The 26,396-nt window shown below is 71.0% G+C and carries 22 protein-coding genes and 1 pseudogene; 12 read left to right on the top strand and 11 right to left on the bottom strand.

The window, feature by feature from the left end; all coding sequences use genetic code 11:
• Positions 1-137 precede the first annotated feature (137 nt).
• Together AC069K_RS10925 and AC069K_RS10920 are read right to left on the bottom strand one after the other, a co-directional pair.
• Complete coding sequence (locus AC069K_RS10925) at positions 138-1,286, bottom strand: cystathionine gamma-lyase (protein ID WP_478614564.1); 1,149 nt, start codon at positions 1,284-1,286, stop codon at positions 138-140.
• Positions 1,287-1,297: 11 nt separating this feature from the next.
• A complete protein-coding gene (locus tag AC069K_RS10920; RefSeq protein ID WP_365102690.1) occupies positions 1,298-1,678 on the bottom strand; it encodes a phage holin family protein in 381 nt (126 codons plus the stop codon).
• A gap of 49 nt (positions 1,679-1,727) precedes the next feature.
• On the opposite strand from AC069K_RS10920, the gene AC069K_RS10915 reads away from it, so the two are divergent.
• The 4 genes from AC069K_RS10915 to AC069K_RS10900 all read left to right on the top strand — a co-directional run bounded on the left by AC069K_RS10915 (position 1,728) and on the right by AC069K_RS10900 (position 3,908).
• Positions 1,728-2,045: a cupin domain-containing protein gene (locus AC069K_RS10915; protein WP_358831829.1), complete on the top strand. Its 318-nt coding sequence runs from the start codon at positions 1,728-1,730 to the stop codon at positions 2,043-2,045.
• A 152-nt stretch (positions 2,046-2,197) separates the two neighbouring features.
• The gene (locus AC069K_RS10910) at positions 2,198-2,416 is read left to right on the top strand and encodes a DUF5326 family protein (protein WP_365102687.1); all 219 of its coding nucleotides are present in this window, start codon (positions 2,198-2,200) and stop codon (positions 2,414-2,416) included.
• 188 nt (positions 2,417-2,604) lie between these two features.
• Complete coding sequence (locus tag AC069K_RS10905; protein ID WP_365102685.1) at positions 2,605-3,375, top strand: IclR family transcriptional regulator; 771 nt, start codon at positions 2,605-2,607, stop codon at positions 3,373-3,375.
• Between the two features lie 98 nt (positions 3,376-3,473).
• Entirely contained in the window at positions 3,474-3,908 is a 435-nt protein-coding gene (locus AC069K_RS10900) for an SsgA family sporulation/cell division regulator (RefSeq protein ID WP_478614559.1), read from the top strand.
• A gap of 24 nt (positions 3,909-3,932) precedes the next feature.
• Here the strand turns inward: AC069K_RS10900 and AC069K_RS10895 are convergent, their stop codons facing one another.
• Entirely contained in the window at positions 3,933-5,258 is a 1,326-nt protein-coding gene (locus AC069K_RS10895; RefSeq protein ID WP_478614556.1) for a YibE/F family protein, read from the bottom strand.
• Positions 5,259-5,456: 198 nt separating this feature from the next.
• Here AC069K_RS10895 and thiC point away from each other — a divergent pair, with 198 nt between their 5' ends.
• Complete coding sequence (gene thiC / locus AC069K_RS10890; RefSeq protein ID WP_358831806.1) at positions 5,457-7,235, top strand: phosphomethylpyrimidine synthase ThiC; 1,779 nt, start codon at positions 5,457-5,459, stop codon at positions 7,233-7,235.
• 201 nt (positions 7,236-7,436) lie between these two features.
• On the opposite strand, the gene AC069K_RS10885 is transcribed toward thiC, so the two are convergent.
• The 3 genes from AC069K_RS10885 to AC069K_RS10875 all read right to left on the bottom strand — a co-directional run bounded on the left by AC069K_RS10885 (position 7,437) and on the right by AC069K_RS10875 (position 10,955).
• Entirely contained in the window at positions 7,437-8,282 is an 846-nt protein-coding gene (locus tag AC069K_RS10885; protein ID WP_365102676.1) for a hypothetical protein, read from the bottom strand.
• A gap of 173 nt (positions 8,283-8,455) precedes the next feature.
• Complete coding sequence (locus AC069K_RS10880; protein WP_478615197.1) at positions 8,456-9,616, bottom strand: metallophosphoesterase; 1,161 nt, start codon at positions 9,614-9,616, stop codon at positions 8,456-8,458.
• A gap of 160 nt (positions 9,617-9,776) precedes the next feature.
• Positions 9,777-10,955: a LacI family DNA-binding transcriptional regulator gene (locus AC069K_RS10875; RefSeq protein ID WP_358831809.1), complete on the bottom strand. Its 1,179-nt coding sequence runs from the start codon at positions 10,953-10,955 to the stop codon at positions 9,777-9,779.
• A 403-nt stretch (positions 10,956-11,358) separates the two neighbouring features.
• On the opposite strand from AC069K_RS10875, the gene hisC reads away from it, so the two are divergent.
• Complete coding sequence (gene hisC / locus AC069K_RS10870; RefSeq protein ID WP_365102672.1) at positions 11,359-12,438, top strand: histidinol-phosphate transaminase; 1,080 nt, start codon at positions 11,359-11,361, stop codon at positions 12,436-12,438.
• 107 nt (positions 12,439-12,545) lie between these two features.
• On the opposite strand, the pseudogene AC069K_RS10865 reads toward hisC, so the two are convergent.
• Positions 12,546-12,893, bottom strand: a pseudogene (locus AC069K_RS10865) (cyclophilin-like family protein); the annotation flags it as partial.
• Positions 12,894-13,124: 231 nt separating this feature from the next.
• Here AC069K_RS10865 and AC069K_RS10860 point away from each other — a divergent pair.
• From AC069K_RS10860 to AC069K_RS10840, 5 genes are all read left to right on the top strand, one after another.
• A complete protein-coding gene (locus tag AC069K_RS10860) occupies positions 13,125-14,633 on the top strand; it encodes a cytochrome ubiquinol oxidase subunit I (protein WP_478614551.1) in 1,509 nt (502 codons plus the stop codon).
• Between the two features lie 18 nt (positions 14,634-14,651).
• Entirely contained in the window at positions 14,652-15,653 is a 1,002-nt protein-coding gene (gene cydB / locus AC069K_RS10855; RefSeq protein ID WP_478614548.1) for a cytochrome d ubiquinol oxidase subunit II, read from the top strand.
• Positions 15,654-15,729: 76 nt separating this feature from the next.
• Complete coding sequence (gene cydD, locus AC069K_RS10850; protein WP_478614545.1) at positions 15,730-19,251, top strand: thiol reductant ABC exporter subunit CydD; 3,522 nt, start codon at positions 15,730-15,732, stop codon at positions 19,249-19,251.
• 80 nt (positions 19,252-19,331) lie between these two features.
• Positions 19,332-21,134: a GAF domain-containing sensor histidine kinase gene (locus AC069K_RS10845; RefSeq protein WP_478614542.1), complete on the top strand. Its 1,803-nt coding sequence runs from the start codon at positions 19,332-19,334 to the stop codon at positions 21,132-21,134.
• A gap of 147 nt (positions 21,135-21,281) precedes the next feature.
• A complete protein-coding gene (locus tag AC069K_RS10840; RefSeq protein ID WP_478614539.1) occupies positions 21,282-22,361 on the top strand; it encodes a M23 family metallopeptidase in 1,080 nt (359 codons plus the stop codon).
• An 89-nt stretch (positions 22,362-22,450) separates the two neighbouring features.
• Here AC069K_RS10840 and AC069K_RS10835 read toward each other — a convergent pair whose 3' ends face one another.
• Complete coding sequence (locus AC069K_RS10835; RefSeq protein ID WP_478614536.1) at positions 22,451-23,320, bottom strand: HAD-IIB family hydrolase; 870 nt, start codon at positions 23,318-23,320, stop codon at positions 22,451-22,453.
• A gap of 320 nt (positions 23,321-23,640) precedes the next feature.
• On the opposite strand from AC069K_RS10835, the gene AC069K_RS10830 reads away from it, so the two are divergent.
• Positions 23,641-24,537, top strand: coding sequence for an LLM class flavin-dependent oxidoreductase (locus AC069K_RS10830; protein ID WP_365102652.1), 897 nt, complete (start codon positions 23,641-23,643; stop codon positions 24,535-24,537).
• Between the two features lie 103 nt (positions 24,538-24,640).
• On the opposite strand, the gene AC069K_RS10825 is transcribed toward AC069K_RS10830, so the two are convergent.
• The 3 genes from AC069K_RS10825 to AC069K_RS10815 all read right to left on the bottom strand — a co-directional run bounded on the left by AC069K_RS10825 (position 24,641) and on the right by AC069K_RS10815 (position 26,306).
• Entirely contained in the window at positions 24,641-25,102 is a 462-nt protein-coding gene (locus tag AC069K_RS10825) for a hypothetical protein (RefSeq protein WP_365102649.1), read from the bottom strand.
• A 60-nt stretch (positions 25,103-25,162) separates the two neighbouring features.
• Positions 25,163-25,717, bottom strand: a complete 555-nt coding sequence (locus tag AC069K_RS10820; protein ID WP_478614531.1) for an RNA 2'-phosphotransferase — start codon at positions 25,715-25,717, stop codon at positions 25,163-25,165.
• A gap of 73 nt (positions 25,718-25,790) precedes the next feature.
• Complete coding sequence (locus tag AC069K_RS10815) at positions 25,791-26,306, bottom strand: PadR family transcriptional regulator (RefSeq protein WP_358831820.1); 516 nt, start codon at positions 26,304-26,306, stop codon at positions 25,791-25,793.
• Between the last annotated feature and the right edge of the window lie 90 nt (positions 26,307-26,396).

Here is a 26,396-nt window from a genome sequence, read left to right as displayed (position 1 = left end):
CTATAAATATGTCGATAGGTCTCTGTCGCTACCGTGATTGGACACTGACACAGAGTCAACTAGCCTTGGTCACACGGTTCTTGGCCAGGAACCGGGGGCGGTCCGAACCACGAGGGGGGAGGCTCGGACCGCCCGCCTCATGCTCCGGCGGCCTCGTCCAGCGCCCGCCGTACGTCCGCCACGAGGTCCGCGGTGTCCTCGGCCCCGGCCGAGAAGCGGATGAAGCCCTCCGCGACCTTGTCGCCGCCCCAGCGCCCGCGCCGCTCGGCCGTGGAGCGCACCCCGCCGAAGCTCGTGGCGTCGTCCACCAGCCGCAGCGCCGCCAGGAACCGCTCCGCGTGGGCGCGGTCGGGCAGGTCGAAGGAGACGACACAGCCGAAGCGGCGCATCTGCGCGGCCGCCTGCCGGTGCGCGGGGTCGGAGGGCAGCCCGGGGTGACGCACCCCGCTCACCTCGGGCCGCCGCGACAGCGCCTCGGCGACGGCCAGCGCGTTCGCCGACTGCCGGTCCGCGCGCAGCTGGAGCGTGGCCAGCGAGCGGTGCGCCAGCCAGGCCTCCATCGGGCCGGGGATCGCGCCGACGACCTTGCGCCATCTGCGGACGCGCGCCGCGAGCTCCGGGTCCCGGCAGACCACATAGCCGAGCAGCAGATCACCGTGGCCGGTGAGGCCCTTGGTGCCGCTGGCCACCGCGAAGTCCGCGCCGAGTTCCAGCGGGCGCTGGCCGAGCGGGGTCGCCAGCGTGTTGTCGACCGCGACCAGCGCGCCCGTGTCGTGGGCGGCCCGCGCCAGGCGCCGGATGTCGCAGACGTCCAGGCCCGGATTGGAAGGCGTCTCGATCCACAGGAGCGCGGCCCCGTCCAGGACACCGAGCTGGGCGTCACCGGCGGTCGGCGCGCCACGCACCTCGACCCCGTACGCCGCGAGCTGCTCGCGCACCAGGGGCAGCGCCTGGTAGCCGTCGTCCGGCAGGACCACGGCGTCGCCCACGCGCGCGTGGGAGAGCAGCACCGCCGAGATCGCGGCCATGCCGGAGGCGAAGACGATGGCCTCGGCGGGCACGTCGGGGGACTCCAGCTCCGCGAGGGCGCGCTCCAGATGGGTCCACGTCGGATTGGTGTCGCGGCCGTAGGTGTAGGGGCCCACGGCCTCGCCCGGCAGGTGGAAGTGCGCGGCGAACACGGGCCCCGGCAGCGACGGTTCGTACGCCACGGGGTCCGGGAGCCCGGCCCGCACCGCTCTGGTGCCGTCCCCCGGCGCCTGGGGAGGGTTCACCCCGGAGGTCATCCGCGTTCCCCTCAGTCCTCGTCGTCCGGCAGGGCGATGTGCAGGGCCCAGGACACGATCGAGATGATCAGGCCGCCCAGGAGAGCGGTCCAGAAGCCCTCGACGTGGAAGCTGAGGTCGAGCTTCCCGGCCAGCCACGAGGTGAGCAGCAGCATCAGCGCGTTGACCACAAGGGTGAACAGGCCGAGCGTGAGGATGAACAGCGGCAGGGACAGGAGCTTCACCACCGGCTTGACGACGAAGTTCACCACGCCGAAGAGCAGGGCGACCAGGACCAGCGTCAGCGCCTTCTTGCCGGTGCTGTCCCCGGTGAGGGTGATGTCGTGCAGTAGCCAGATGGCCACGGCCAGGGCCGCCGCGTTGGCGAGCGTCTTGACTACGAAATTCTTCATGTGTCTGATCGTGGCAGACATGATCGGTACCAGTGCAGGGGCGGACGCGATGAAGCATTTCCGGCTTGACGAACTCGAGGCGGAGCGCGCCGCCAACGACGGCGCGTACCTGCAGTTTCTGCGGGAGAGGAACATGTCGGCAGGGCTGTACGCGCTGGACGCGGGCGACCAGGACCCGCAGAAGCCGCACGCCCAGGACGAGATCTACTTCGTGGTGAGCGGCCGGGCGTCCGTCACGGTCGGCCTGGAGACCACCGAGGTGGCGCGGGGCAGCGTCGTCTACGTGCCGGCCGGAGTCGCCCACCGGTTCCACCACATCGCCGAGGACCTGCGGGTCCTGGTCGTGTTCTCTCCGCCTGAGAGCTGAGGGCCGACCCCGGGTCTCCCTAGGGGTCCGGTCAGGGGAGAGCAAGGGCTGCGGCGGCCCCGTTCGGCACCCCCGCGCCCCTAGCATCGAGAGTGTCGGAGGCAGCGGCCCGAGACTCCAGGAGATCCACGAGCACGGAAGAGGTACGGACGATGGCGGCACGGGAGATATTCGCGGGGATGCCCTGGTGGGTGAAGTGGGTCGCCGTGCCCGTCATCGCCCTGGTCGTGTTCGGCGGTCTGATCGCCAGCGTGGTCGGTTTCCTGTTCACACTGCTCTTCAAGGTCCTGGTCTTCGTGGCCCTGGTCGGCGGTCTCATCTACGTCGTACGGCGGTTCATGTCCTCCACGTCCTCGCGCGGCGACTGGTAGAAGGCGGCGCGCGTGCGGTACGGGTGCGGTCGCGCGACGGCACGGCACTCGTACAGAACGCCCAGGGATTAGCCCGGCTGAGGGACGTGGAAGCCAAACCCCTCATGGCGCCGGAGGCGGCCGTTAAGGTGAAAACCTCTGCTGCCTCGGGCGGGCTCCTTGCCCGTCAGCACGCCTGGGGGTGACCTGTGGCCACGGCTGCGAACGCCGGTGTCCCTACCCTGATCGGTTCGGTCCAGCGGGCGTTGCGCCTGCTGGAGGCCGTGGGAGCCCATGCGGACGGCGCTCCTGCCAAACAGTTGGCCCGGGAGGCCGGACTGCCGCTCCCCACCGCCTACCACCTGCTGCGCACCCTCACCCACGAGGGCTATCTGCGCCGGGAGAACGGTGTGTTCGTCTTCGGTGAGGCGGCCGAGCGGCTGGCGAGCGGCGGAGCCCAGCAGAATCGTCGCACCAAGATCAGCCGGTCTCTGGCGGAGTGGCGGGATGCCATCGGGGTCCCGGTGTACTTCGCGGTCTACCGCGAGGGGGAGATCGAGATCGCCGGAGTGGCCGACACGCCGTCGGTCCCGGCCGTGGAGGAGTGGGCCGACTTCCGGGAGACGGGACACGCGCACGCCATCGGCCAGTGCCTGCTCAGCCAGCTGGACGAGAAGGCCCGCGAGGACCACCTGGACCGACACCCCGTCCGCTCGATCACGCCCTACTCCGTACGGGACCGACGCGCCCTGCTGGACCGCCTCGCGGCTACGGAGCGTATGCAACCGGTGGTCGAAAGACAGGAGTATGCCCTCGGCACAGTCTGTGCCGCGATTCCCATCACGGCGGGGTCCGGAGCCGCCACGATGGCCATCTCCCTACCGCTTCACCAGCAAGAACGACTCATTCCGGCCATCGAGCAGCTCCGCGGCGAAGTGGGTCGCCTGCTCAGTTCCCTCGCGTTCTCTATCAGTATCTGAAAACTCACTCCTTGTGATCTCGTAGTGGTTCCAGCACGATGGCGTCACGAGGGCCAGGATGGTCATTACTGGCCATTTCAGCTACAGCGGGGTAGACGATGCGTGAGGTCCTGGCAGAGGTCATGATGAGCTTCCTCGTCTCCGAGGAGCTCTCCTTCAGGATCCCGGTGGAACTCACCTACCGCGCCGACGATCCGTACGCGGTCCGTATGACCTTCCACCTCCCCGGCGACGAACCCGTGACGTGGACGTTCGGGCGGGAACTCCTGCTGGACGGCATCAACAGCCCCACCGGCGACGGCGATGTGCACATCGCGCCCGCGAGGGCCGAGGAGCTCCGCGATGTCCACATCCGCCTCCAGGTGGGCGGCGAACGGGCGAGCTTCCGGGCCGGGGCCGGTCCGCTGGTGGCCTTCCTCGACCGCACCGACAAGCTCGTCCCGCTCGGACAGGAGCGCGCACTCGGTGACTTCGACGGGCATCTGGACGAGGCGCTGGGACGGATCCTGGCCGAGGAGCAGAACGCGGGCTGAGCCGGGCGCACTTGGCGCCGGGGCCTACTTCTTGCGTCGTCGGCCCCGGCCGCCCCGCCCCGCCCCCCGGGTCGCCGCGGCCGGGCGGTCGGCGGAGACCACCAGCGCCGCGAGGGCGGTCGTCACCGGAACCGAGGCCACCAGACCGATCGAGCCCACCAGCGTCCGGACGATCTCCTCGGCCACCAGTTCGCTGTTGGCCACCGTCCCCACGCTGCTCTGCGCGATCGAGAACAGCAGCAGCAACGGCAGCGCCGCACCCGCGTACGCCAGGACCAGGGTGTTGACCACCGACGCGATGTGGTCGCGGCCGATCCGGATGGCGGCCCGGTACAGGCCGCGCGGGCCCATGCCCGGGTTGGCCTCGTGCAGCTCCCACACCGCCGACGTCTGGGTGACCGTCACATCGTCGAGCACCCCGAGCGAGCCGATGATCACGCCGGCCAGCAGCAGACCCGACATGTCGATGTCCGGATAGAGCCCGTGGATCAGGCCGGTGTTGTCGTCGGTGTTGCCCGTCAGCGAGGCCCAGCCGATGAAGAGCGACCCCAGCAGCCCGATCAGGACGAGCGAGACCAGCGTGCCGAGCACGGCGACCGAGGTGCGCGCCGAGAGGCCGTGGCACATGTACAGCGCGATCAGCATGATCGCGCTCGACCCGACCACCGCGACCAGCAGCGGATTGGAGCCCTGGAGGATCGCCGGGAGGATGAACAGCGTCAGCACGGCGAACGAGACGATCAGGGCGACGAGCGCCATCACCCCGCGCAGCCGGCCGACGGCCACCACGACGAGCGCGAAGATGCCCGCCAGCAGAGCCATCGGGAACCGCCGGTTCACATCGGTCACCGAGTACTGGAGGTCGTGCGGCGCGTCGGGGGCGTACGCGACGATCACGCCCTGTCCCTTGTGGAGTTGGCGCGGGGCGTCCGGCTGCACGACCTCGGTGAAGGTACGGCCCTTCTCCTTGCCGCTGGTGACCTCGATGGTCGCCTTGGCGCACTGGCCCTGGCGGGCCTGCCGGCCACCGGAAGGCGAGGCGTCGCCGGGCGGCGGGGCCTGACCCGCGTTGACCGACCGGCAGTCGACCTTCTGGAGGGCGACGACCTTGGCCTGTTGTGTCTGGCGGTCGAAGCCGACCCCGGTGCGCTGATGGGCGGGGGTACCACCGGGCCACAGCACCGCCAGGCCCACGAGCACCGCGATCGAGAACGGGATCAGCACGGCGGCGATCACCTTGCGCAGATGCTGGGAGACGGGCGTCGCGGGACCGTGGCTGTGCGTGTGCCCATGGCCCTGAGCGGGCGGGTGTCCGTGGGAGCCTTCGGGGTGCTGCTCTGCTGACGTCACCGCCCGATCATCGCAACAACGGCGGGGCCCCTCTGTTCAGCGCGCTGGGGATGACGCTAGCGTGGTGGCACCTTTGCACACGCGGGAGCTCGGAGCACCGGGCTGAGAGGGCGCTGAAAGCCGTACGAACCGTACGGAAGCGGCTGCGCCGACCGCCGAACCTGTTACCGGGTAATGCCGGCGTAGGGAGTAGGTCTCATGACCATTCAGGACGCACGCACGCCTGCCTCGAACCAGAACGAGGCCGGGAAGTCCATCGGCTGGCACAAGGGGTACGTCGAGGGCTCGCGCCCCGACCTCCGCGTGCCGGTGCGCCAGGTGCACCTCACCAACGGCAAGGACGTCACGCTGTACGACACGTCCGGGCCGTACACCGACCCGAACATCGAGACGGACGTCCGCCGCGGCCTCGCCCCGCTCCGCGAGAACTGGATCATCGCGCGCGGCGACACCGAGGAGTACGCGGGCCGGCCCGTCCGCCCCGAGGACGACGGCCTCAAGCACACCTCCCCGCGCGGCGGCCTGAAGAACCTCGACGCGGTGTTCCCCGGCCGCCCGCGCCAGCCGCGCCGAGGCCGCGGCGGCCAGGCCGTCACCCAGCTCGCCTACGCCCGCCGGGGCGAGATCACCCCGGAGATGGAGTACGTCGCGATCCGCGAGAACGTCTCCCCCGAGGTCGTCCGCGAGGAGATCGCGGCCGGGCGGGCGGTGCTCCCCGCCAACGTCAACCACCCCGAGATCGAGCCGATGATCATCGGCAAGCGGTTCCTGGTGAAGGTCAACGCCAACATCGGCAACTCCGCCGTGACCTCCTCCATCGAGGAGGAGGTGGACAAGATGACGTGGGCCACCCGCTGGGGCGCCGACACCGTCATGGACCTCTCCACCGGCCGCAACATCCACACCACCCGTGAGTGGGTGCTGCGCAACTCCCCCGTCCCCATCGGCACGGTGCCGCTCTATCAGGCGCTGGAGAAGGTCGACGGCCGCGCCGAGGAGCTGACCTGGGAGATCTACAAGGACACGGTCATCGAGCAGGCCGAGCAGGGCGTCGACTACATGACGGTCCACGCCGGTGTGCTCCTGCGGTACGTCCCCCTCACCGCCCGCCGCAAGACCGGCATCGTCTCGCGCGGCGGCTCGATCATGGCGGCGTGGTGCCTGGCGCACCACAAGGAGTCGTTCCTGTACGAGAACTTCGAGGAGCTCTGCGAGATCCTCGCGGCGTACGACGTCACGTACTCCCTGGGCGACGGCCTGCGTCCGGGCTCCATCGCGGACGCCAACGACGAGGCGCAGTTCGCCGAGCTGCGCACCCTCGGTGAGCTCAACACGATCGCCAAGCGCCACAACGTCCAGACGATGATCGAGGGCCCGGGCCACGTCCCGATGCACAAGATCAAGGAGAACATCGACCTCCAGCAGGAGATCTGCGAAGAGGCGCCGTTCTACACGCTGGGTCCGCTGACCACGGATGTCGCCCCCGCGTACGACCACATCACCTCGGGCATCGGCGCCGCGATGATCGCCTGGTGGGGCACCGCGATGCTCTGCTACGTCACGCCCAAGGAGCACCTGGGCCTGCCCAACCGCGACGACGTGAAGACGGGCGTCATCACCTACAAGATCGCGGCACACGCGGCCGACCTCGCCAAGGGGCACCCGGGCGCACAGGACTGGGACGACGCGCTCTCCGACGCCCGCTTCGAGTTCCGCTGGGAGGACCAGTTCAACCTGGCCCTCGACCCGGACACGGCGCGGGAGTTCCACGACGAGACGCTGCCCGCCGAGCCGGCGAAGACCGCGCACTTCTGCTCGATGTGCGGGCCGAAGTTCTGCTCGATGAAGATCTCGCAGGACATCCGGCGCGAGCACGGCGGCGATCTGGCGGCGGGGGACATCGAGGCCGGAATGGCGGAGAAGTCCGCGGAGTTCGCGGCGGCGGGCAACCGCGTGTATCTGCCGATCGCTGACTGACGTACCCCACGCCGACGTTTCACGTGAAACACGGACCCGTCCGGGAGCGGTGTTTCACGTGACCATGGGTGCGTGGGCGCTGTCGTGCGGCCACACCCTTCCGCGTGACCCGGGAGTCGCCCGTGGCCGTGGTTTCACGTGAAACGAACGGGGCGCCGAAGTCCCGTTGGTTTCACGTGAAACACCGCCTCGCGAAGCCGCCTACTCCGGCTGGTGTTCGGGGCCCCCGAAGTCGGGACTGGTGAAGTCCGGGCTGGTGAAACTGGGCCGGGTTCCCGTGGACGGGTCGCCCGGGCTGTCGAAGTCGGGCCGCCCGTAGCCGAGTGTGGGTATCCGGCCCGTGGTGCGGCGCGTCGACGCACCCGGCCCCGCGCCGGGGTCGGCCAGGGCCTCCCGCAGGAACGGGTAGATGCCCCGCTCCACCAGGGCGTGCCGCCATGCCTCGCGGGCCCGGGACACCTCCTGGGCTCTCTCGTCGCCCACCTCGCCCTCCTCGGGCTCGGCGATGACCTGGGTGGCGCCGTTGCGGATCGCGGTGGTCAGGAGGCTGACCGCGGCGGCCAGTATCGCGGCCGCGGTGAGGGCGCCGAAGAACCATCCAGCGGTCAGTAAAGTGTCGGCGAACGCGGGCTGCGGGTCGAGCATCTTGAGGATGTAGCCCACCAGCAGGAAGATCGCTGCGGCGGTCCCGGCGAGGACCGGTGCCAGCACCGCGACGACCGCGCCGACGCCCGCCCCCGAGGTGGAATCCGGGCTGTCGACCACCGGAGGCGTCATCACCGAGCCGCGTTCCGAGGTGAGCGCCGGGGTGGAGGGCGCGCGCAGCTCCTCCCGCGCCCTGACGTAGTGGTCGTACTCGGCCGCCGCGGCAGCCGAGACGAGAGCACCGGCGTTGAGCACCATGGTGCGCAACTGCTCGGTGTTGAGCCGTACTCCCACGCCGGCCAGCTCAGGCCGGTCGGGCGCGGCGCGCAGTGCGTCGTCGAGGATCCGCTCGAACTCCGGGCGGTCCTCGGTCAGCAGGTGCGGAGCGCTGTTCATGTGCATCCCCCGATGCTCCGTAGGGCCGGAAAGCCCGCCTGATGAACGGGCAATCGGGCGGAAACGGAGGAGAGCCTGCTACGGATAAGCCGATGGTAGAGCGGTTACGGCACGGGGTGACAGGGTGTTTCCGAAATCACCTCGCGACCGCACGAGCCGGTGTTTTCCCGATTCCGACGTCAGTCATGCAGAGGCAACCGCACGACCAGCAGTTTTCCGGCCATGGTCACCCCGCCGTCCATCGCGATGGCGAGACCGTCGGCGTACACATGCGGACCTTCCACGACCGGACGGGAGTCTTCCTCGCCGTCCTCTGTGCCCACTTCGCCCAGGAGGTAGGGGATCGGGCTGTGTCCGTGGACCACCCGCTGTCCGCCGTACGCCGAGAGCAGCTCGCGTGCGGCCTGCGGGCCGTCCTCGTCCCGGAAGGCGAAGCGCTTGGTGAACTTGCGGAACAGGTCCCAGCACTCGTCGGCGTCGTTGCGGGTGAGCAGCGCGTGCACGGTGTCGTTCACGGCTTCGATGGAGTCGCCGTAGTCCAGATACGCGGTGGTGTCGGAGTGCATCAGCAGATGCCCGTCCTCCTCCTCGATCGCGTCGAGGCGGGACATCCACTGCAGGTGGACGTCCTGGAGGCGGTCCATGTCGGCCTTCTGGCCGCCGTTGAGCAGCCAGGCGGCCTGGAAGGTGGCGGTGCCCGCCCCGGAGTTGACCGGGGTGTCGCCGAAGCGCTTGGCACCGATGAGCAGCAGCTCGTGGTTGCCCATGAGGGCCTTGCAGTAGCCGCCGGCGGCCGCGGCCTCGGCGGACAGCCGCATCACCAGGTCGATGACGCCGATGCCGTCGGGACCGCGGTCGGTGAAGTCGCCGAGGAACCAGAGGCGGGCGTTGCCGGCGGCCCAGTTGCCGTCGACGTCGATCAGCCCCTGTTCGCGCAGGGCGGCCAGGAGTTCGTCGAGGTAGCCGTGGACGTCGCCCACGACGAAGAGCGGGCCGAGGCCGTCCGGCCGGGGCGCCGGAGCGGGGTCGCTCTCCACCCGGACCTGCACGGTGTCCCCCCGGTTGATCACCGGGAGGTCGCGTGCCGTCGGGGTGTAGCCCTCGGGCGGCTCGTCGTCCGGAAAGGCGTTCCCCGGGTGGATCTCCGCGGGGTACGTCTCCGCCGGGTTCACGGGCACCGGAGGGTGCGGTGGTGGAGGCAGCTCCACGGGTGGGGGCGGCGGGGGGACCGGCGCGGACTGCGCGGGAGCCTGCGCGTACGGAGGCACCCGGAAGTCACGCAACGTCTCCGTCCGCTCGGGTCCCTGACCGGCCCCCTGAGTCATCGACCCCTCCACCACCGTCGCGCCGCCGTACACCGTGGGACCCCCCTGGTCGGGCGGGGATCCGTGGTGTCGTGCGCCCATCATAGGAATGCGGCTCGTGCTGTGTGACGCACCAGGGGTGGTGAATCCCGGCGCGGCACTGGTTCACCGGTGGTTATGTCCCCAATGTGTTGGTCTAGTCCTTGTCCGCATCACTGTCGGGGCTCCTGTCGGGCACGTTGGGGTCCTGGTTGAGTCCCCTGCGGGGTTCCGCGACGGGGGAGCGCGGGGGACTGACCGTCGTCCGGGGCGACCGGCGCTGCGACGACGTACGGACGATGAGTTCGGTCGGTATCACCTGCTCGATCGGGTGACCGTGGTCAATGCCTTCGATGGCGTCGATGAGCAGTTGGACCACGGCCGTGCCGATGCGCCGCGGCTTGAGCGAGAGGGTGGTGATGGGCGGTTCGGTGGTCGCGTACACGGTGGACTCGCTGCAGCAGACGAGCAGCAGGTCCTCGGGCACCCGCAGTCCGTATCTGCGGGCGGCCGCCAGCAGATCGGTGCCGTTGGGGTCGAACAGTCCGTACACGGCGTCGGGCCGGTCCGGGCGGGCGAGCAGCCGGTCGGCCGCGACGGCGCCCGCGCAGGGATCGTGGGCGGGGTAGGACTCGTAGACGGGGTCCTGCCCGACCCGCTCGCACCAGCGCAGATACGCCTCGGTGGAGAGCCGGGTATAGGTGTCGGTGGTGGTGCCGGTGAGGAGGCCGATCCGGCGGGCGCCGGCGTCGGCGAGATGGTCGAGCAGTTCGAGGACGGCGGCCTCGTGGTCGTTGTCGACCCAGGCGGTCACCGGCAGCGAACCCGCCGGACGGCCGTCGGAGACCACCGGAAGGCCCTGGCGGACCAGTTCGGTGACCACGGGGTCCTGGTCGGAGGGGTCGATCACGACGGTGCCGTCGAGAGCGACGTTCGACCAGACGTCCGCGGGGCTGCGGCGTGAGGTGGCGGGCAGGATGACGAGGGCGTACCCGCGCGCGAGTGCGGCGGATGTCGCTGCCCTCGCCATCTCGGCGAAGTAGGCGAACTCGGTGAAGGTGAAAGGTTCATCCCCGTACGTCGTCACGGTCAGGCCGATGAGGCCCGACTTTCCGGTACGGAGCGTGCGGGCCGCTGCGGATGGGCGGTAGCCCAGCCGGTCTGCGACCTCGCGGACGTGGCGGCGGGTGGCGTCGGGGAGCCGGCCCTTGCCGTTGAGCGCGTCGGAGACGGTCGTGATGGAGACACCGGCGGCGGCGGCCACGTCCCGAATGCCCGCCCGCCCCAGCCGGCGACCGGTCGACCGGCTCACCTGGTGCTTCCCTGCTGCTGTCATGGCGAGCCGATAGTAGGGCGAGGGGAGACAGTTGGCCCGGGTGCATATGCACGCGTTGACAGGCACGTTTCTGCATGATCATTAGCGGCTAATGGCCTTGGTTTGCATGGAAGTTGGAGGTGGTGGCGTTCTGGTGGCGGTTGTCGACCGGTGGGCGGCTGGCGAATGCCCGATGTTTCGAAGAGGTCTCAACTCACCTGCACGAGGGATGCGCGCCACGGCGCGAGCCACCGGCGCACGGCTCCGCCAGGGAGCGCTCCCCCTCCCACGTGCTCACGTTTCCCCGGGCCCGGCGGACGCGCCCGCCGGCAGCGGGAGGATGCCCACGGCTCTTCGCAGGGGCGCCGAATCCTCATAGGGTGAGCAGTATTCGTACGGACGGACTGGTCGAGGAGGACCTGCGGTGAGCGAGACGAGCCCCAAGCTGCGCGCCGAGCTGGACGGCATCCCCACCTACAAGCCGGGCAGGCCCGCGGCCGCCGGCGGTCCGGTCGCGTACAAGCTGTCCTCCAACGAGAACCCGTACCCGCCGCTGCCGGGTGTGATGGAGAGCGCCGTCGCCGCCGCCGGGAGCTTCAACCGCTACCCCGACATGGCGTGCACCGGTCTGATGAACGAGCTGGCCGACCGCTTCGGCGTGCCGCTCACCCACCTCGCCACCGGCACCGGCTCGGTCGGGGTCGCCCAGCAGCTGCTCCAGGCCACCTCCGGCCCCGGTGACGAGGTCATCTACGCCTGGCGCTCCTTCGAGGCGTACCCGATCATCACCCAGATCAGTGGTGCCACGTCCGTCCAGGTGCCGCTGACCTCCGCTGATGTCCACGACCTGGACGCCATGGCCGAGGCGGTCACCGACCGGACCCGGCTGATCTTCGTCTGCAACCCGAACAACCCGACCGGCACCGCGGTCCGCCGTGCGGAGCTGGAACGATTCCTCGACCGGGTGCCCTCCGATGTGCTGGTGGTCCTGGACGAGGCGTACAAGGAGTTCGTCCGCGACGTCGAGGTGCCGGACGGGCTGGAGATCTACCGCGACCGGCCGAACGTGGCGGTGCTGCGCACCTTCTCCAAGGCGTACGGGCTCGCCGGACTGCGGATCGGCTTCGCCGTCGCCCATGAGCCGGTGGCCGCGGCGCTGCGCAAGACGGCCGTCCCCTTCGGCGTCAGCCAGCTCGCCCAGGACGCGGCGGTCGCCTCACTGCGCGCCGAGGACGAGCTGCTCGGCCGGGTGGGCTCGCTGGTCGGTGAGCGCGCCCGGGTGTACGAGGGCCTGGTCGGCCAGGGCTGGACCGTGCCCGAGACGCAGGCGAACTTCGTCTGGCTGCGCCTCGGCGAGCGGACGGTGGAGTTCGCGCAGGCCTGTGAGGCGGCGGGCGTGGTGGTCCGGCCGTTCGCGGGCGAGGGCGTGCGGGTCACGATCGGTGAGACCGAGGCCAACGACCTCTTCCTGAAGGTCGCCGAGGGCTTCCGCAAGGCGTACTAGGACTGCTCCGCGGGCCCGGCCACGGCGCCGGGAGAGTTGCCCGCCGCGGATCCGGTCCGGGTGGCCTCCGGGGCCTGGGCCGGGTCCCGTGCCGGGTCCTGGAGGTGGTCCACCCGGATGCGGTCGCCGGTGCGGACCGTCGCGAGCAGCCGGGGATCCCCGTCGAGCCGGCCGACGATGTTGCACGCGCTCGCCAGACGGCATTCGTCACCGCGCGAGACCGGCGTCGGGCCGTACGGCAGCGCCAGTGCGCCGCCCTCGGTCCAGAACGCGACCGTGCCCGGCTCGACGACCTCGCGCGCGCCGGCCTCCAGCGCGGGGGAGAGCGGGGTCTCGAAGTAGACCTCCTCGCCCCAGGTGCGGGCGGTGGAGACGATCGGGAGTGCCCCCGCGAGCGCCGCGCTCGTGGGGGTGGCGGTGAGCTGCCCGCCGGGCCATGAGATCCGTATCCGCATGGGCTGAGATTCAACAAGATGTTGAAGTCGCCGGGAAGAGGCGTCTCATCAGGCGTCGCCGCGCTCCTCGCCCGCACAGGAGTACCCCCGATTGAAGATCTCGGAAGCATGTGCGACATAATGCTTGTGAATGTGAACGCGTTCACAAGCGCGTCCCGCTTCGTCCCGTAATCGGTGGGATCAGAGGGGCAAAGCGCCGCTGTGATCACGGCGATGTAAGGAGATGACGTTGTGAATCTGGCTCTGGCGCCGGAAACACTGGCGCGATGGCAGTTCGGCATCACCACCGTCTACCACTTCCTCTTCGTCCCGCTCACGATCTCGCTCGCCGCGCTCACTGCGGGGCTGCAGACCGCGTGGGTGCGGACCGAGAACGAGAAGTACCTCAGGGCGGCGAAGTTCTGGGGCAAGCTCTTCCTGATCAACATCGCGATGGGCGTCGTCACCGGCATCGTCCAGGAGTTCCAGTTCGGCATGAACTGGTCCGACTACTCGCGCTTCGTGGGTGACATCTTCGGTGCGCCCCTCGCCTTCGAGGCGCTCATCGCCTTCTTCTTCGAGTCGACCTTCATCGGGCTGTGGATCTTCGGCTGGGACAAGCTGCCGAAGAGGATCCACCTCGCCTGCATCTGGATGGTCTCGATCGGCACCATCCTCTCCTCGTACTTCATCCTGGCCGCCAACTCCTGGATGCAGCACCCGGTCGGCTACCGGATCAACAAGGCCACCGGGCGCGCGGAGCTCACCGACTTCTGGCAGGTGCTGACGCAGGAAACCACCCTGGTCGTCGTCTTCCACACGCTCACCGCGGCGTTCCTCACCGGTGGCGCGTTCATGGTCGGCGTCTCCGCCATCCACCTCCGCCGCAAGAAGCACATCCCGGTGATGCGCACCTCGCTGCGGCTCGGCCTGGTCACGCTGGTGGTGGGCGGACTGCTCACGGCCGTCAGCGGCGACCAGCTCGGCAAGGTCATGTTCAAGCAGCAGCCCATGAAGATGGCCGCGGCCGAGGCGCTCTGGGACGGCGAGAAGTCGGCGCCCTTCTCGATATTCGCCTACGGAGACGTGGCCAAGGGGCACAACAGCGTCGAGATCTCGGTCCCCGGCGTGCTCTCCTTCCTCGCCGACAACAACGTCTCCTCGTACGTCCCCGGCATCAACGACGTGAACAAGCAGGAGCAGCAGAAGTACGGGCCCGGCGACTACCGGCCCAACATCCCGGTCACCTTCTGGGGCTTCCGCTGGATGATCGGCTTCGGGATGGCGTCCTTCGCCATCGGCGCCGTCGGCCTCTGGCTCACGCGCAGGAAGTTCCTGCTGGCACCCGGCCTGCGGACCGGTGACGACGAGGTCCCGCACCTGGTCCTCTTCCGGAACAAGGCGCTGGGCACCCGGCTGACCGGCTGGTACTGGCTCATCGCCATCTGGACCCTCGGCTTCCCGCTGATCGCCAACTCCTGGGGCTGGATCTTCACCGAGATGGGCCGCCAGCCCTGGGTCGTCTACGGCGTACTGCGCACCAGGGACGCGGTGTCCCCCGGTGTCTCCCAGGGCGAGGTCCTCACCTCGATGATCGTCTTCACGCTGCTCTACGCCGTGCTCGCGGTGATCGAGGTGCGGCTGCTCGTGAAGTACGTCAAGGCCGGACCGCCCGAGCTCACCGAGTCCGACCTCAACCCGCCCACCAGGATCGGCGGGGACGACCGCGACCCCGACCGGCCGATGGCCTTCTCGTACTGAGGCTGAGGAGACAGAGGCATGGAACTCCACGACGTCTGGTTCGTACTCATCGCCGTCCTGTGGACCGGCTACTTCTTCCTGGAGGGCTTCGACTTCGGAGTCGGCGTCCTCACCAAGCTGCTCGCCCGTGACCGCGCCGAGAAGCGGGTCCTGATCAACACGATCGGACCGGTCTGGGATGGCAACGAGGTATGGCTGCTCACCGCCGGCGGCGCGACCTTCGCGGCCTTCCCCGAGTGGTACGCCACGCTCTTCTCGGGCTTCTACCTGCCGCTGCTGATCATCCTGGTCTGTCTGATCGTGCGCGGCGTGGGCTTCGAGTACCGGGCGAAGCGGCCCGAGGAGAAGTGGCAGCGCAACTGGGAGGAGGCCATCTTCTGGACCTCGCTCGTCCCGGCGTTCCTGTGGGGCGTGGCCTTCGGCAACATCGTGCGCGGAGTGAAGATCGACGCGCACAAGGAGTACGTGGGCACCTTCTGGGACCTGCTCAACGGGTACTCGATCCTCGGCGGTCTGGTCACGCTGTTCCTGTTCACCTTCCACGGTTCGGTCTTCACCTCGCTGAAGACCGTCGGAGAGATCCGGGAGCGGTCGCGGGCGCTGGCACTGAAGCTGGGCCTGGTCACCGCCGTACTGGCGCTCGCCTTCCTGGTCTGGACGCAGGCATCGCGCGGTGACGCCAAGAGCCTGGTCGCGATGGTGATCGCGGTCGTCGCCCTGCTCGGGGCGATCGCGGCGATCAGGGCGGGCCGCGAGGGCTGGTCGTTCGCCCTGTCCGGCATCACGATCGCGGCGGCCGTGGCGATGCTCTTCCTGACGCTCTTCCCGAACGTCATGCCGTCGTCGCTGCACGACGAGTGGAACCTCACGGTCTCCAACGCCTCGTCCAGTCCGTACACGCTGAAGATCATGACCTGGTGCGCGGGCATCGCCACCCCGGTGGTGCTGCTCTACCAGAGCTGGACGTACTGGGTCTTCCGCAAGCGGATCGGCACCCAGCACATCGCCGACGCGCACTGAGCCCGCACGGAGGGTGTGTTTCACGTGAAACACACCCTCTCCCCCGGCCGCCTGACCCTGCGAGGGGATGTTTCACGTGAAACCGATCGACCCGCGACTGTTCCGCTACGCCCGGGCCACCCGTCGCTTCCTCGCTGCCGTGGTCGCTCTCGGCCTGGTCGGCGCGGGCCTGGTCATCGCCCAGGCGATGCTCATCGCCGAGATCGTGGTGGGGGCGTTCCAGGACGGCCTCGGCGCCGGGGGGCTGCGGACGCCCCTGCTGCTGCTCGGGGCGGTCGCGGTCGGACGGGGGCTGGTGTCCTGGCTCACCGAACTCGCGGCCCACCGAGCCAGCGCGGCGGTCAAGTCGGAGCTGCGCGGGCGGCTGCTGGAGCGGGCCGCGCGGCTGGGGCCGGAGTGGCTGAGCGGCCAGCGGACCGGTTCACTGGTCGCGCTCGCCACGCGCGGGGTGGACGCGCTCGACGACTACTTCGCGCGGTATCTGCCGCAGTTGGGGCTCGCCGTCGTGGTGCCCGTGGCGGTGCTCGCCAGGATCGTCACCGAGGACTGGGTGTCGGCGGCCACCATCGTCGTCACCCTGCCGCTCATCCCGCTCTTCATGGCGCTCATCGGCTGGGCGACCCAGGCCCGGACGGACCGCCAGTGGCGGCTCCTCTCCCGGCTCTCGGGGCACTTCCTGGACGTGGTCGCCGGGCTGCCGACGCTGAAGGTGTTCGGCCGGGCCAAGGCGCAGGCCGAGTCGATCCGGAAGATCACCTCCGAGTACCGCCTGGCCACGCTGAAGACCCTGCGGCTCGCGTTCCTGTCGTCGTTCGCCCTGGAGCTCCTCGCGACGCTTTCGGTGGCGCTGGTGGCCGTCGGCATCGGGATGCGCCTCGTCCACGGCGATATGGACCTCTACACCGGCCTGGTGATCCTGGTCCTCGCCCCCGAGGCGTATCTGCCGCTGCGGCAGGTGGGCGCGCAGTACCACGCGGCGGCCGAGGGGCTGGCTGCCGCAGAGGAGATCTTCGCGGTCCTGGAGACGCCGGTGTCCGACGGCGGGACGGGAGCAGTGCCGCCCGGCCCGGTCCGGATCGAGGTGGACGGGGTGACGGTCCGCCACCCGGGGCGCGGGGAGCCGTCGTTGGCCGCTGCCTCGCTGACGGTGGAGCCGGGCAGGACGGTGGCGCTGACCGGGCCGAGCGGGGTCGGGAAGTCGACCCTCCTCGGCGCGGTACTGGGGTTCGTGGCGCCGGACGAGGGGCGGATCCGGATCTCCGGCACCGATCTGGGCGCGCTGTCGCTGGAGCAGTGGCGCGAGCGGGTCGCCTGGGTGCCGCAGCGGCCGCATCTGTTCGCCGGGACGATCGCGGAGAACGTACGCCTCGCACGACCGGACGCGGACGACGCGGCGGTACAGGACGCCCTGCGGGACGCGGGTGCGCTGGAGTTCGTCACCGCGCTGCCCGCCGGCCCGGCCACCGAACTCGGCGAGGGCGGCGCGGGCCTCTCGGCCGGCCAGCGCCAGCGGCTGGCACTGGCCCGGGCGTTCCTCGCGGACCGCCCGGTGCTGCTGCTCGACGAGCCCACGGCCGCGCTGGACGGCGAGACCGAGGCGGGCATCGTCGACGCGGTACGGAGGCTGTCGGCGGGCCGCACCGTGCTGCTGGTGGTCCACCGCCCGGCCCTCCTCGCGCTCGCGGACAGCGTGGTGGAGCTGCGACCGGGCCCGGGCGGTGGAGTGGTGGCCCGGAACGCGGCGGACGGACGGGGCGACGCGGCTGCTACGACCCCCCGTATCGACGTCCCCGGCCCGGCTGCTGAGACTCCCGTCCCCGGTTCCTCCGCCCCGGCCGGCTCCCGGGACGTGCTCGCGCGGGTGCGCGCGGCCGCCGGAGGGCTGCGCGGGCGGCTCGTCCTGGCGCTGGTGCTGGGCGCCCTGGCCCTCGGGTCGGCCGTCGGCCTGATGGGCGTGTCCGGGTGGCTCATCTCGCGCGCCTCCGAGCAGCCGCCGGTGCTCTATCTGATGGTGGCCGTGACGGCGACCCGGGCGTTCGGCATCGGGCGGGCGGTGTTCCGCTACGCCGAGCGGCTGGTCTCGCACGACGCGGTCCTGCGGATGCTCGCCGAGGTGCGCGTCGCGGTGTACCGCGGCCTGGAACGGATCGCCCCGGCGGGACTGCGCTCCGCCCGGCGCGGCGATCTGCTGTCCCGGCTGGTGGCCGATGTGGACGAACTCCAGGACTACTGGCTGCGCTGGGCGCTGCCCGCCGCCGTGGCCGCGGTGGTCTCCGTGGCCGGCGTCGGATTCACCGCCTGGCTGCTGCCCGAGGCCGGGCTGGTGCTCGCGATCGGACTGCTGGTCGCCGGAGTGGCCGTGCCGATGGTCAGCGGCGCCTGCGCACGCCGCGCCGAGCGCCAACTCGCCTCCGCGCGCGGCCTCCTGGCCACACGCGTGGCCGATCTGCTCACCGGGACCGGGGAGTTGACGGTGGCCGGCGCGCTCGGCCGCCGTACGCGGGAGGTGAAGGACGCCGACTCGGTGCTCACCCGGATCGCGTCGAGGACCGCTGCCGCCACCGCGCTGGGCGGCGGTCTGTCCGCGCTGACCTGCGGACTGACCGTGGTGGCCGCCGCTCTCGTCGGGGTGCAGGCGGTCGCCGTCGGACGGCTGGACGGGGTGCGGCTCGCCGTCGTGGTCCTGGTGCCGCTGGCCGCCTTCGAGGCCGTCAGCGGGCTGCCCCTCGCCGTACAGGCGCGCCAGAGGGTCCGGCGGAGCGCGGAGCGGGTGTACGAGGTGCTGGACGCCCCCGTGCCGGTACGGGAGCCGGAGCACCCGGCCACCGCGCCCGCCTCACCCTTCCCCCTGGAGGTGCGGGCACTGGCCGCCCGCCACGAAGGACAGGCTCGGGACGCGCTGAGCGATTTCACGCTGACGCTCACCCCGGGCAGGCGGGTCGCCGTCGTCGGATCCTCCGGATCCGGCAAGACCACGCTCGCCCAGGTGCTGCTGCGCTTCCTGGACGCGCGCGAGGGCACGTACCGGATCGGCGGGACGGACGCCTCGGCGCTCGTGGGCGACGACGTCCGTCGGCTGGTCGGCCTCTGCGCCCAGGACGCGCACATCTTCGACAGCTCCGTACGCGAGAACCTGCGGCTCGCCCGTACCGGCGCGGACGAGGACGCGATGCGCGACGCCCTGGCGGCGGCCCGGCTGCTCGACTGGGTGGACTCCCTGCCCGACGGCCTCGACACCCTCGTCGGGGAGCACGGCGCCCGGCTCTCGGGCGGCCAGCGCCAGCGGCTGGCCCTGGCCCGGGCGATCCTGGCCGACTTCCCGGTGCTCGTCCTGGACGAGCCCGCCGAGCACCTGGACCTGGCGACGGCCGACGCGCTCACGGCGGATCTGCTGCGGGCGACCGAGGGCCGCACCACCGTGCTGATCACCCACCGCTTGCGCGGCCTCGACGCCGTGGACGAGGTCGTGGTCCTCTCCGAGGGCCGGGTGGTGCAGCGCGGACCGTACGACGCACTCGCCCTGGTCGACGGGGAGCTGCGGCGGATGCTGGAGCGTGAGCGCGCCGGCGACCTCCTCCAGGAGGCCCGCCCGGCCTGAGATTTTCCGTACACGGATCCGTGCCCCGTCCCGCCAGGACCGACTTTCCTCGCGAATGGGGACTAACTAGGCTCAAGGGCATGCCAGTGCCGGATCCGAAGGACCCCCAGGACGCCAGCGCCATCGAGGACACCCCGAACACCCGGGACACCGAGCACACAGAGGGCGCCGAGGATGCCGAGGACGCCGAGGACCGCGACGCGCTCGAAGCGGCGACCCTGGCCACCCGGAGCCTCCAGGGGCTGTCCACCGAGCTCACCGCGCGCGTGCCGCAGTTGCTGGAGGCGATGCGTTCCGTCGGTACCGGCCTGGAACTGCGCTCCACCCTCGACCGGATCTGTGAGACGGCCGCCGAGCTGGCCGACGCCCGGTACGCGGCGATCGGCGTCGTCGACGAGACCGGCACGGGGCTCTCCGACTTCGTGACGTACGGCGTCGGCTTCGAGGAGGCCGCCGCCATCGGGCGCCGCCCCGACGGCCACCGTGGGCTGCTCGGCCGGCTGATCGAGCACCCCGAGCCGCTGCGGCTCAAGGACCTCTCCGCCCATCCGCACGCGGCCGGGTTCCCCGCGCACCACCCGCCGATGCGGTCGTTCCTCGGGGTGCCCATCCAGGTGCAGGGTGAGGTCTTCGGCAACCTCTACCTCGCCGAGAAGAGCGCCGGGGCCGACTTCAACGACTACGACCTGCACATGGTCCGCGTGCTGGCCACCGAGGCGGGGATCGCCATCGGCAACGCCCGGCTGTACGAGGCGGCACGGCAGAGAGAACGCTGGATCGACGGATCGGTCGCCGTCACCACCGCCCTGCTCTCCGGGGGCGACGCGGACGACGCCCTGGAAGTCGTCGCCGAGCAGGCCCGCCACCTCGCGGACTCGGCGGCCGGAATCGTGCTGCTGCCCGCCGAGGAGGGCGGCCTGGAGATCGTCGCCGTCTCCACCGACGAACCCGGTCCGATGCTCGGCGTGGTGATCCCGCCGGAGAGCCCGGTGGTCGCCACGCTGCTGGAGGGCGAGGCGGTCTTCATGGACGACGCGGCGACCGACGCCAGGATGATCACCCGACTCGCCGAGCGGTACGGCCCGAGCATGATGCTTCCGCTGCACAGCGGTGGCCGCGTGCTGGGCGCCCTCGCCACCCCCCGCGCGCGAGGAGGCCGCCCGTTCAGCGAGGTGGAACGGACCCTGGCGACCCAGTTCGCCTCGCAGGCGGCGCTCGCGCTGATGATGGCGGAGGCGCAGCGCGACCGGGAGCGGCTCGCCGTGTACGAGGACCGCGACCGGATCGCCCGGGACCTCCACGACCTGGTCATCCAGCGGCTGTTCGCCACCGGGATGATGCTGGAGGGCGCTCAGCGCAAGTCGGTCGTGCCCGAGGTGCAGCGGGGCGTCGGCAAGGCCGTCGACGAGCTGGACGTGACGATCCAGGAGATCCGTACGGCGATCTTCGCCCTCCAGCAGGGACCCGCCGAGGTGCCGTCCGGACTGCGCACGCGGGTCCTGCGGGAGATCAACATGGCGGCGGTGCCGCTCGGCTTCAAGCCCGCGCACCGCTTCGTCGGCCCGGTGGACGCCCTCGTCGGCGAAGTGACCGGCAAGAACCTCATCGCGGCCCTGCGCGAGGCGCTGTCCAACGCCTTCCGCCACGCCGAGGCGTCGTCCATCGAGGTCGTCGTGGACGCCACTGTGCAGCTCCCGGACGGGAGTCCGGGCGTGCGGCTCACCGTCGCGGACAACGGAGTCGGCATGCCCGAGGGCGGCCGCCGCAGCGGGCTGCGCAACCTCCAACGGCGGGCGGAGGCGCTGGGCGGCTCCAGTACGTACGGGCCGGGCACCGGGAAGGACGGTCGCGGGACGACGGTGGTGTGGGAGGCGCCGCTTTAGGGGCGGGACACAACCTGCTCCACCCCCGCCCCCGAGGTGCCCGGAGCCGCCCTTCTTTTCGTGTCTGTACGCCAGTCGGGGGGAGCAGCCCCCGGGCCAGAGGTGTGTTTCACGTGAAACATGGCTCGGCCGCGCGACGATCCGGGCATGCGTCTCGGACCTCCGTGCAGGGCTCTCGTGCTGGTCCTGTGTGTGCTCGCCGGGCCGCTCACCTGTGCCGCCAGGGCGGCCGACGAGCCCGATGTGCCCCGTACCAGCGCGACGGTGGCACGGCTCTTCCTGGACGCCGCCCATGCGACCACCGCGTATGAGCAGGGCAGACGCGCGGCGGATGAGCAGCGGACGAAGGCCGAGCGGCTCGACCGGCTGCTCACCGACCGGCGGCGCGATCTCGTACGGCTCCATGACGACATGGGCCGGGTGGCCCGTGCGCAGTACCGGACCGGCGGGGACATCGCCTACACCGCACAGCTGTTGCTCGCGGATGATCCCGATGAGCTGATGCGCGGTCAGCGGCTGGCCTGGCAGGCCGACATGGCCGTGACCCGGCTCTACGGGAAGGCGCGACGCGCGGAAGGGCGGCTCACGTCCGCGCAGCGCCGGGCACAGGACGCCTGGCGGGATCTCGCGGACCGCAGGGACCAGTTGGAACACATCAAGAAGTCCCTCTCCGCCCGTCTGGAGGAGGCGCGCTGGGAGCTCCAGGGCGAGGCCGACCGCAGCGTCGCGGCGGGCCAGTGCCGTGGTGCCGTACGCCTGGAGGAGCCGTCGGGCTCGCGCCCCGCGCGCGCGTGGACGGCCCCCGTGGAGACGTACCGGCTGTCGGCGGGCTTCGACAGCGCGGGCGAGCACTGGGCCCGGCGGCACACGGGTCAGGACTTCGCGGTGGACATCGGTACCCCGGTACGGGCGGTCGGCGCGGGCCGGGTCGTCTCCGTGTCGTGCGGCGGCGGCTTCGGCATCGAGGTGGTCATCGGGCACCCCGGCGGCTACTACTCGCAGTACGCGCATCTGGCGGCGGCCGCGGTGGACCAGGGGGAGCGCGTGAGCACCGGGCAGTGGATCGGCCAGGCCGGAACCACCGGCAACTCGACCGGACCCCATCTGCACTTCGAGATCCGGCTCACTCCGGAGATGGGCTCGGCGGTCGATCCGGTGCGCTGGCTGAGCGAGCGCGGGGTGCCCCTGGGCAGCAACGCCGCCGAGCCGGATCCGGACGAGTCGTGACACCAGCGGACGGTCCCGGCACCTGCGGTCGGGCCGGGACACCGGCGGTCGGGCCGTGACACCGGCCGTCGGGGTCGTGGCAGCGACGCTCAGAGCGAGGCGAGGATCCGCTCGATGACGACCGCCACACCGTCGTCGTTGTTGGCGACCGTGTGACCGGAGGCGGCGGCCACGACGTCGGGGTGGGCGTTGCCCATGGCGTACGAGGTGCCCGCCCAGGTGAGCATCTCGACGTCGTTGGGCATGTCGCCGAAGGCGACGACCTCGGAGGGGAGGATGCCGCGCTCGGCGCAGCAGAGTTCGAGCGTGGACGCCTTGGAGACGCCGGGGCCGCTGATCTCCAGCAGTGCGGTCGGGCTGGACCGGGTGATCTCGGCGCGCGCGCCGACGGCCTTGCGGGCCAGGGCCAGGAAGTCGTCGGGCGGCAGCTCGGGGTGGTGGGCGAGCAGCTTGAGGATGGGCTCGGCGACCGTATCGGCGTCGTCGGCCAGCAGTTCCTCGGCGGGCGCGATGCTGCCGGCGGCGTTCATCAGCATCGGCGGATAGGCCGACTCGTGGTGGAGCCCGCCGGTCTGCTCGACGGCGAAGGAGGTGCCGGGGACGGCGGCGCGCAGGAGCTCCACGACCGCCAGGGCGGCCGCGCGCTCCAGCGGACGGACCTTGACGAACCGGTGCTCCGCGACGCCGTCGTGCAGATCGACCACGGCGGCGCCGTTGCCGCAAATGGCCAGGCCGTGGCCCTGGACGTGATCGCTGACGACGTCCAGCCAGCGGACCGGGCGGCCGGTGACGAAGAAGACCTCGATGCCCGCCTCCTCGGCGGCGGCGAGCGCCGCGACCGTACGTTCCGAGACGGACTTGTCGTCGCGCAGCAGCGTGCCGTCCAGGTCGGTCGCGATGAGCCGAGGGACGGCGGGGGCGGGATGCCCGGCGCGGGCGGGCTCGGTAGCTGAGGTCACAGACCCATTCTCCTGTACACGGGTGCACGGACGTGCGGGGGAGCGCACAGGTGAGTGTGTTCCTTGGGGCGTACAGGGCGCAGGGGGCGCATGAGGCGTTGATCCGCCCGAGCTGGGCGGTTGGCCCCATCCGGGCTGTCCCGCCGCCCTCTGTCGCTCCTCCGCGGTCCTTCCACCGCCCCTCTGCCGGGCCTGTAGACCTGTCCGGCCGCCGCCTCATCCCGTCGCGGGGCCGTCCCGGCCGCTCCGGTGAGTCGTGTGACCAACGGGTCCCCTGCGGGACGCCGGGAGTGTCAGTGGCAGCCATTAGTGTCGTAGGCATGCGTCTGAGCACTGTGATTCTTCCGGTACGCCGCTGGCACGACGGCGGTCGCGACGAGTGGCTGCGTGCCGAGGAGCTGGGCTTCCACACCGCGTACAGCTACGACCACCTGTCCTGGCGGACCTTCCGCGACCGTCCGTGGTTCGGCGCGGTGCCGACGCTGACCGCCGCTGCCGCCGCCACGACCCGGATGCGGCTCGGCACGCTGGTCACCTCGCCGAACTTCCGGCATCCGGTGACCCTCGCCAAGGAGCTGATAACCCTCGACGACGTCTCCAACGGCCGGATCACGCTCGGGATCGGCGCCGGTGGCAACGGCTTCGACGCCACCGCTCTGGGCCAGCAGGCGTGGACGCCGCGCGAGCGGGCCGACCGCTTCGCCGAGTTCGTGCCGCTGCTCGACCGCCTCCTGACCGAGGACGCGGTGACCTCCGAGGGCGCCGTGTACTCGGCGGTCGAGGCGCGCAACATCCCCGGCTGTGTGCAGCGGCCGCGGCTGCCGTTCGCCGTGGCGGCGACGGGTCCGCGCGGGCTGAAGCTGGCGGCGCGGCACGGGCAGGCGTGGGTGACCACCGGTGACCCGAAGCTCTTCGAGAGCGGTACGCCCGAGCAGTCCGTGGAGGCGATCCGCGGACAGATGAAGAAGCTCGGCGAGGCGTGCGACGACATCGGGCGCGACGTGGACGAGCTGGACAAGATCCTGCTCACCGGTTTCACGCCGGAGCCGCGGCGGGTGCTGGAGTCGCTCGACGCCTTCGTGGACTTCGCGGGCAGGCACTTCGAGCTCGGCGTGACGGAGATCGTCCTGCACGCGCCGATCCCGGACTCGGTCTTCGCGGCCGACCGGAAGGTGTTCGAGCAGATAGCCGTGGAGGGGCTGGCGCAGCTGCGCTGAGGCAGTGGTGGGGGCTGCCCGGCGACGGGCCGAGCCGGGTGCCGCCCTACCCCGCCTCTCCCCGAATCGCCACCCGTTCCCGGGGCCGTACGGCGTCCTCGGCTCAGCTCTTGGCGCGTACGCGTCGGCTCAGCCAGGGCGAGAGTGTGCCGCCGAGGACCAGTTCCTTGTACGTCTCGTCGCCCGGCAGGGGCACCACCAGCCACCACCCCGGCGGGAAGAAGCGGCCTTTGACGTACGCCAGGTCGCCGTAGACCGACCGGAGGAACGCGGGCACCGCGTCGCGCGGCACATCGTGGAACTCCACACCGTCGACCGTGATCTTCGCGTCGTCCTCCGCGAAGAGCTGCACGGTGACGGCGGGCGAGCCGCCGAGCTCGACGAAGGCCTCGTGCGGAAGGGAGCCGTCCGGGTCCTGGACGGTGAACGCCCCGGCGGAGGTGCGACGCGAGGTCCGGTCGGCGCCTATGTCGTGGGAGACCTCCACGGCGAGGTGGTGCGCGCGGGCGACCTCGTGGATCGCGGCGACGGCGCTCTCGGTGCTGGGAAGACGCGGGTGTGCCATGCCGTCGATCATCTCAGCCGGGGGCCACGGCACGGCGGTTGTCGTCGTCGGCAAGGACGCTCACTCGGGGAGGCGCAGGTACTCGGGCGGTACGGCGTCGGTGAGCCACACCCCGTTGGCGGAGATGTGGAAGACGTGGCCGTCGCGCCGCATCGCCGCCGCGTCGACGCTCAGGACGACGGGACGGCCGCGCCGCGCGCCGACCCGGGTCGCCGTCTCGCGGTCGGCGGAGAGATGGACGTGGTGGCGGGCCATGGGTCGCAGTCCCTCGGCACGGATCGCGTCCAGGCTGCGGGCCACGGTGCCGTGGTAGAGGTACGCGGGCGGTTCGGTGGCCGGGAGGCCCAGATCGACGGCGACGGTATGGCCCTGACTGGCCCGGATCCGGTCGCCCTCGACCGCGAACCGGCGCTTGTCGTTGACGGCGACCACATGGTCGAGCTCGGCGCGGGAGATGGGGAAGTGGTGCGCTGCCGCTGCCCGCAGCAGGGTGTCGATCTCGACCCAGCCATGCGGATCGAGGGTGAGCCCGAGGCGTTCGGGCTGGTGGCGCAGGTGTTTCGACAGGTACTTGGACACCTTCACGGTCCGTCTGTCGTCCGGTGTTTCGGTCATGCCGTCAGGGTGCCGGGCGGAAAGAGCCACGGCACCCGCTTTTCTCCCGTCGCCCCGACGCTGGCCCTCGCCGTCATGCCCTGAGCTGCTCCGCCGCCCAGCGGGCCCACTCCTCGTGCATCGCGCTGAGCCGCTTGCCGTACTCCAGGGCCAGGCGGCCGTGGACGGAGAGCGGATCGTCGTCCCACTCGATCGAGGCCTCCGCCTCCTCCAGGCCGGCTCGCTGGCGGGAGGAGCGCTCGGCCTCGGTCAGAAGGTACGTCCGCGCCTCCAGTGGGGTGAGAAGGCCCAGGAAGAAGACGCGCAGCAGGGAGTCGCTGCGGCGGCTGCGGGAGGGCTCGGTCTCGGTGAGCCAGTGGCGCAGCTCGGCCCGGCCGGGATCGGTGATGGCGTACTCCTTGCGGCCCCGGGGGCCCTCGGCCACCACCTCGACCAGGCCGGAGTCGGCGAGCTTTCCCAGCTCGCCGTAGACCTGGCTCTGGGTCGCCGACCAGACGTGGGAGAGCGAGGTCTCGAACAGTTTCATCAGGTCGTAGCCGCTGGCCGGACGTTCGGCCAGCAGGCCCAGGACCGCGTGACGAAGGCTCATGCCCCTCACTCTACATTCCACTCTTGACACGTCAATCGAGGAACCTCTACCTTTGACATGTCGAAGTTGGAATGTGGAGCGGGCGAGAGC

The organism is Streptomyces sp. NPDC043908 (assembly GCF_056435525.1).
Note: the sequence above shows the minus strand (reverse complement) of the source record. Positions and strands in the feature narration are given on the sequence as shown.

What these genes read in the sequence shown, in the direction of transcription:
- AC069K_RS10925 (WP_478614564.1), bottom strand. Translation starts at nt 1,286, where the DNA reads ATGACCTCCGGGGTGAACCCTCCCCAGGCGCCGGGGGACGGCACCAGA.
- AC069K_RS10920 (WP_365102690.1), bottom strand. Translation starts at nt 1,678, where the DNA reads ATGAAGAATTTCGTAGTCAAGACGCTCGCCAACGCGGCGGCCCTGGCC.
- AC069K_RS10915 (WP_358831829.1), top strand. Translation starts at nt 1,728, where the DNA reads ATGAAGCATTTCCGGCTTGACGAACTCGAGGCGGAGCGCGCCGCCAAC.
- AC069K_RS10910 (WP_365102687.1), top strand. Translation starts at nt 2,198, where the DNA reads ATGGCGGCACGGGAGATATTCGCGGGGATGCCCTGGTGGGTGAAGTGG.
- AC069K_RS10900 (WP_478614559.1), top strand. Translation starts at nt 3,474, where the DNA reads ATGCGTGAGGTCCTGGCAGAGGTCATGATGAGCTTCCTCGTCTCCGAG.
- thiC (WP_358831806.1), top strand. Translation starts at nt 5,457, where the DNA reads ATGACCATTCAGGACGCACGCACGCCTGCCTCGAACCAGAACGAGGCC.
- AC069K_RS10885 (WP_365102676.1), bottom strand. Translation starts at nt 8,282, where the DNA reads ATGCACATGAACAGCGCTCCGCACCTGCTGACCGAGGACCGCCCGGAG.
- AC069K_RS10875 (WP_358831809.1), bottom strand. Translation starts at nt 10,955, where the DNA reads ATGACAGCAGCAGGGAAGCACCAGGTGAGCCGGTCGACCGGTCGCCGG.
- cydB (WP_478614548.1), top strand. Translation starts at nt 14,652, where the DNA reads ATGGAACTCCACGACGTCTGGTTCGTACTCATCGCCGTCCTGTGGACC.
- AC069K_RS10845 (WP_478614542.1), top strand. Translation starts at nt 19,332, where the DNA reads ATGCCAGTGCCGGATCCGAAGGACCCCCAGGACGCCAGCGCCATCGAG.
- AC069K_RS10840 (WP_478614539.1), top strand. Translation starts at nt 21,282, where the DNA reads ATGCGTCTCGGACCTCCGTGCAGGGCTCTCGTGCTGGTCCTGTGTGTG.
- AC069K_RS10830 (WP_365102652.1), top strand. Translation starts at nt 23,641, where the DNA reads ATGCGTCTGAGCACTGTGATTCTTCCGGTACGCCGCTGGCACGACGGC.
- AC069K_RS10825 (WP_365102649.1), bottom strand. Translation starts at nt 25,102, where the DNA reads ATGGCACACCCGCGTCTTCCCAGCACCGAGAGCGCCGTCGCCGCGATC.
- AC069K_RS10820 (WP_478614531.1), bottom strand. Translation starts at nt 25,717, where the DNA reads ATGACCGAAACACCGGACGACAGACGGACCGTGAAGGTGTCCAAGTAC.
- AC069K_RS10815 (WP_358831820.1), bottom strand. Translation starts at nt 26,306, where the DNA reads ATGAGCCTTCGTCACGCGGTCCTGGGCCTGCTGGCCGAACGTCCGGCC.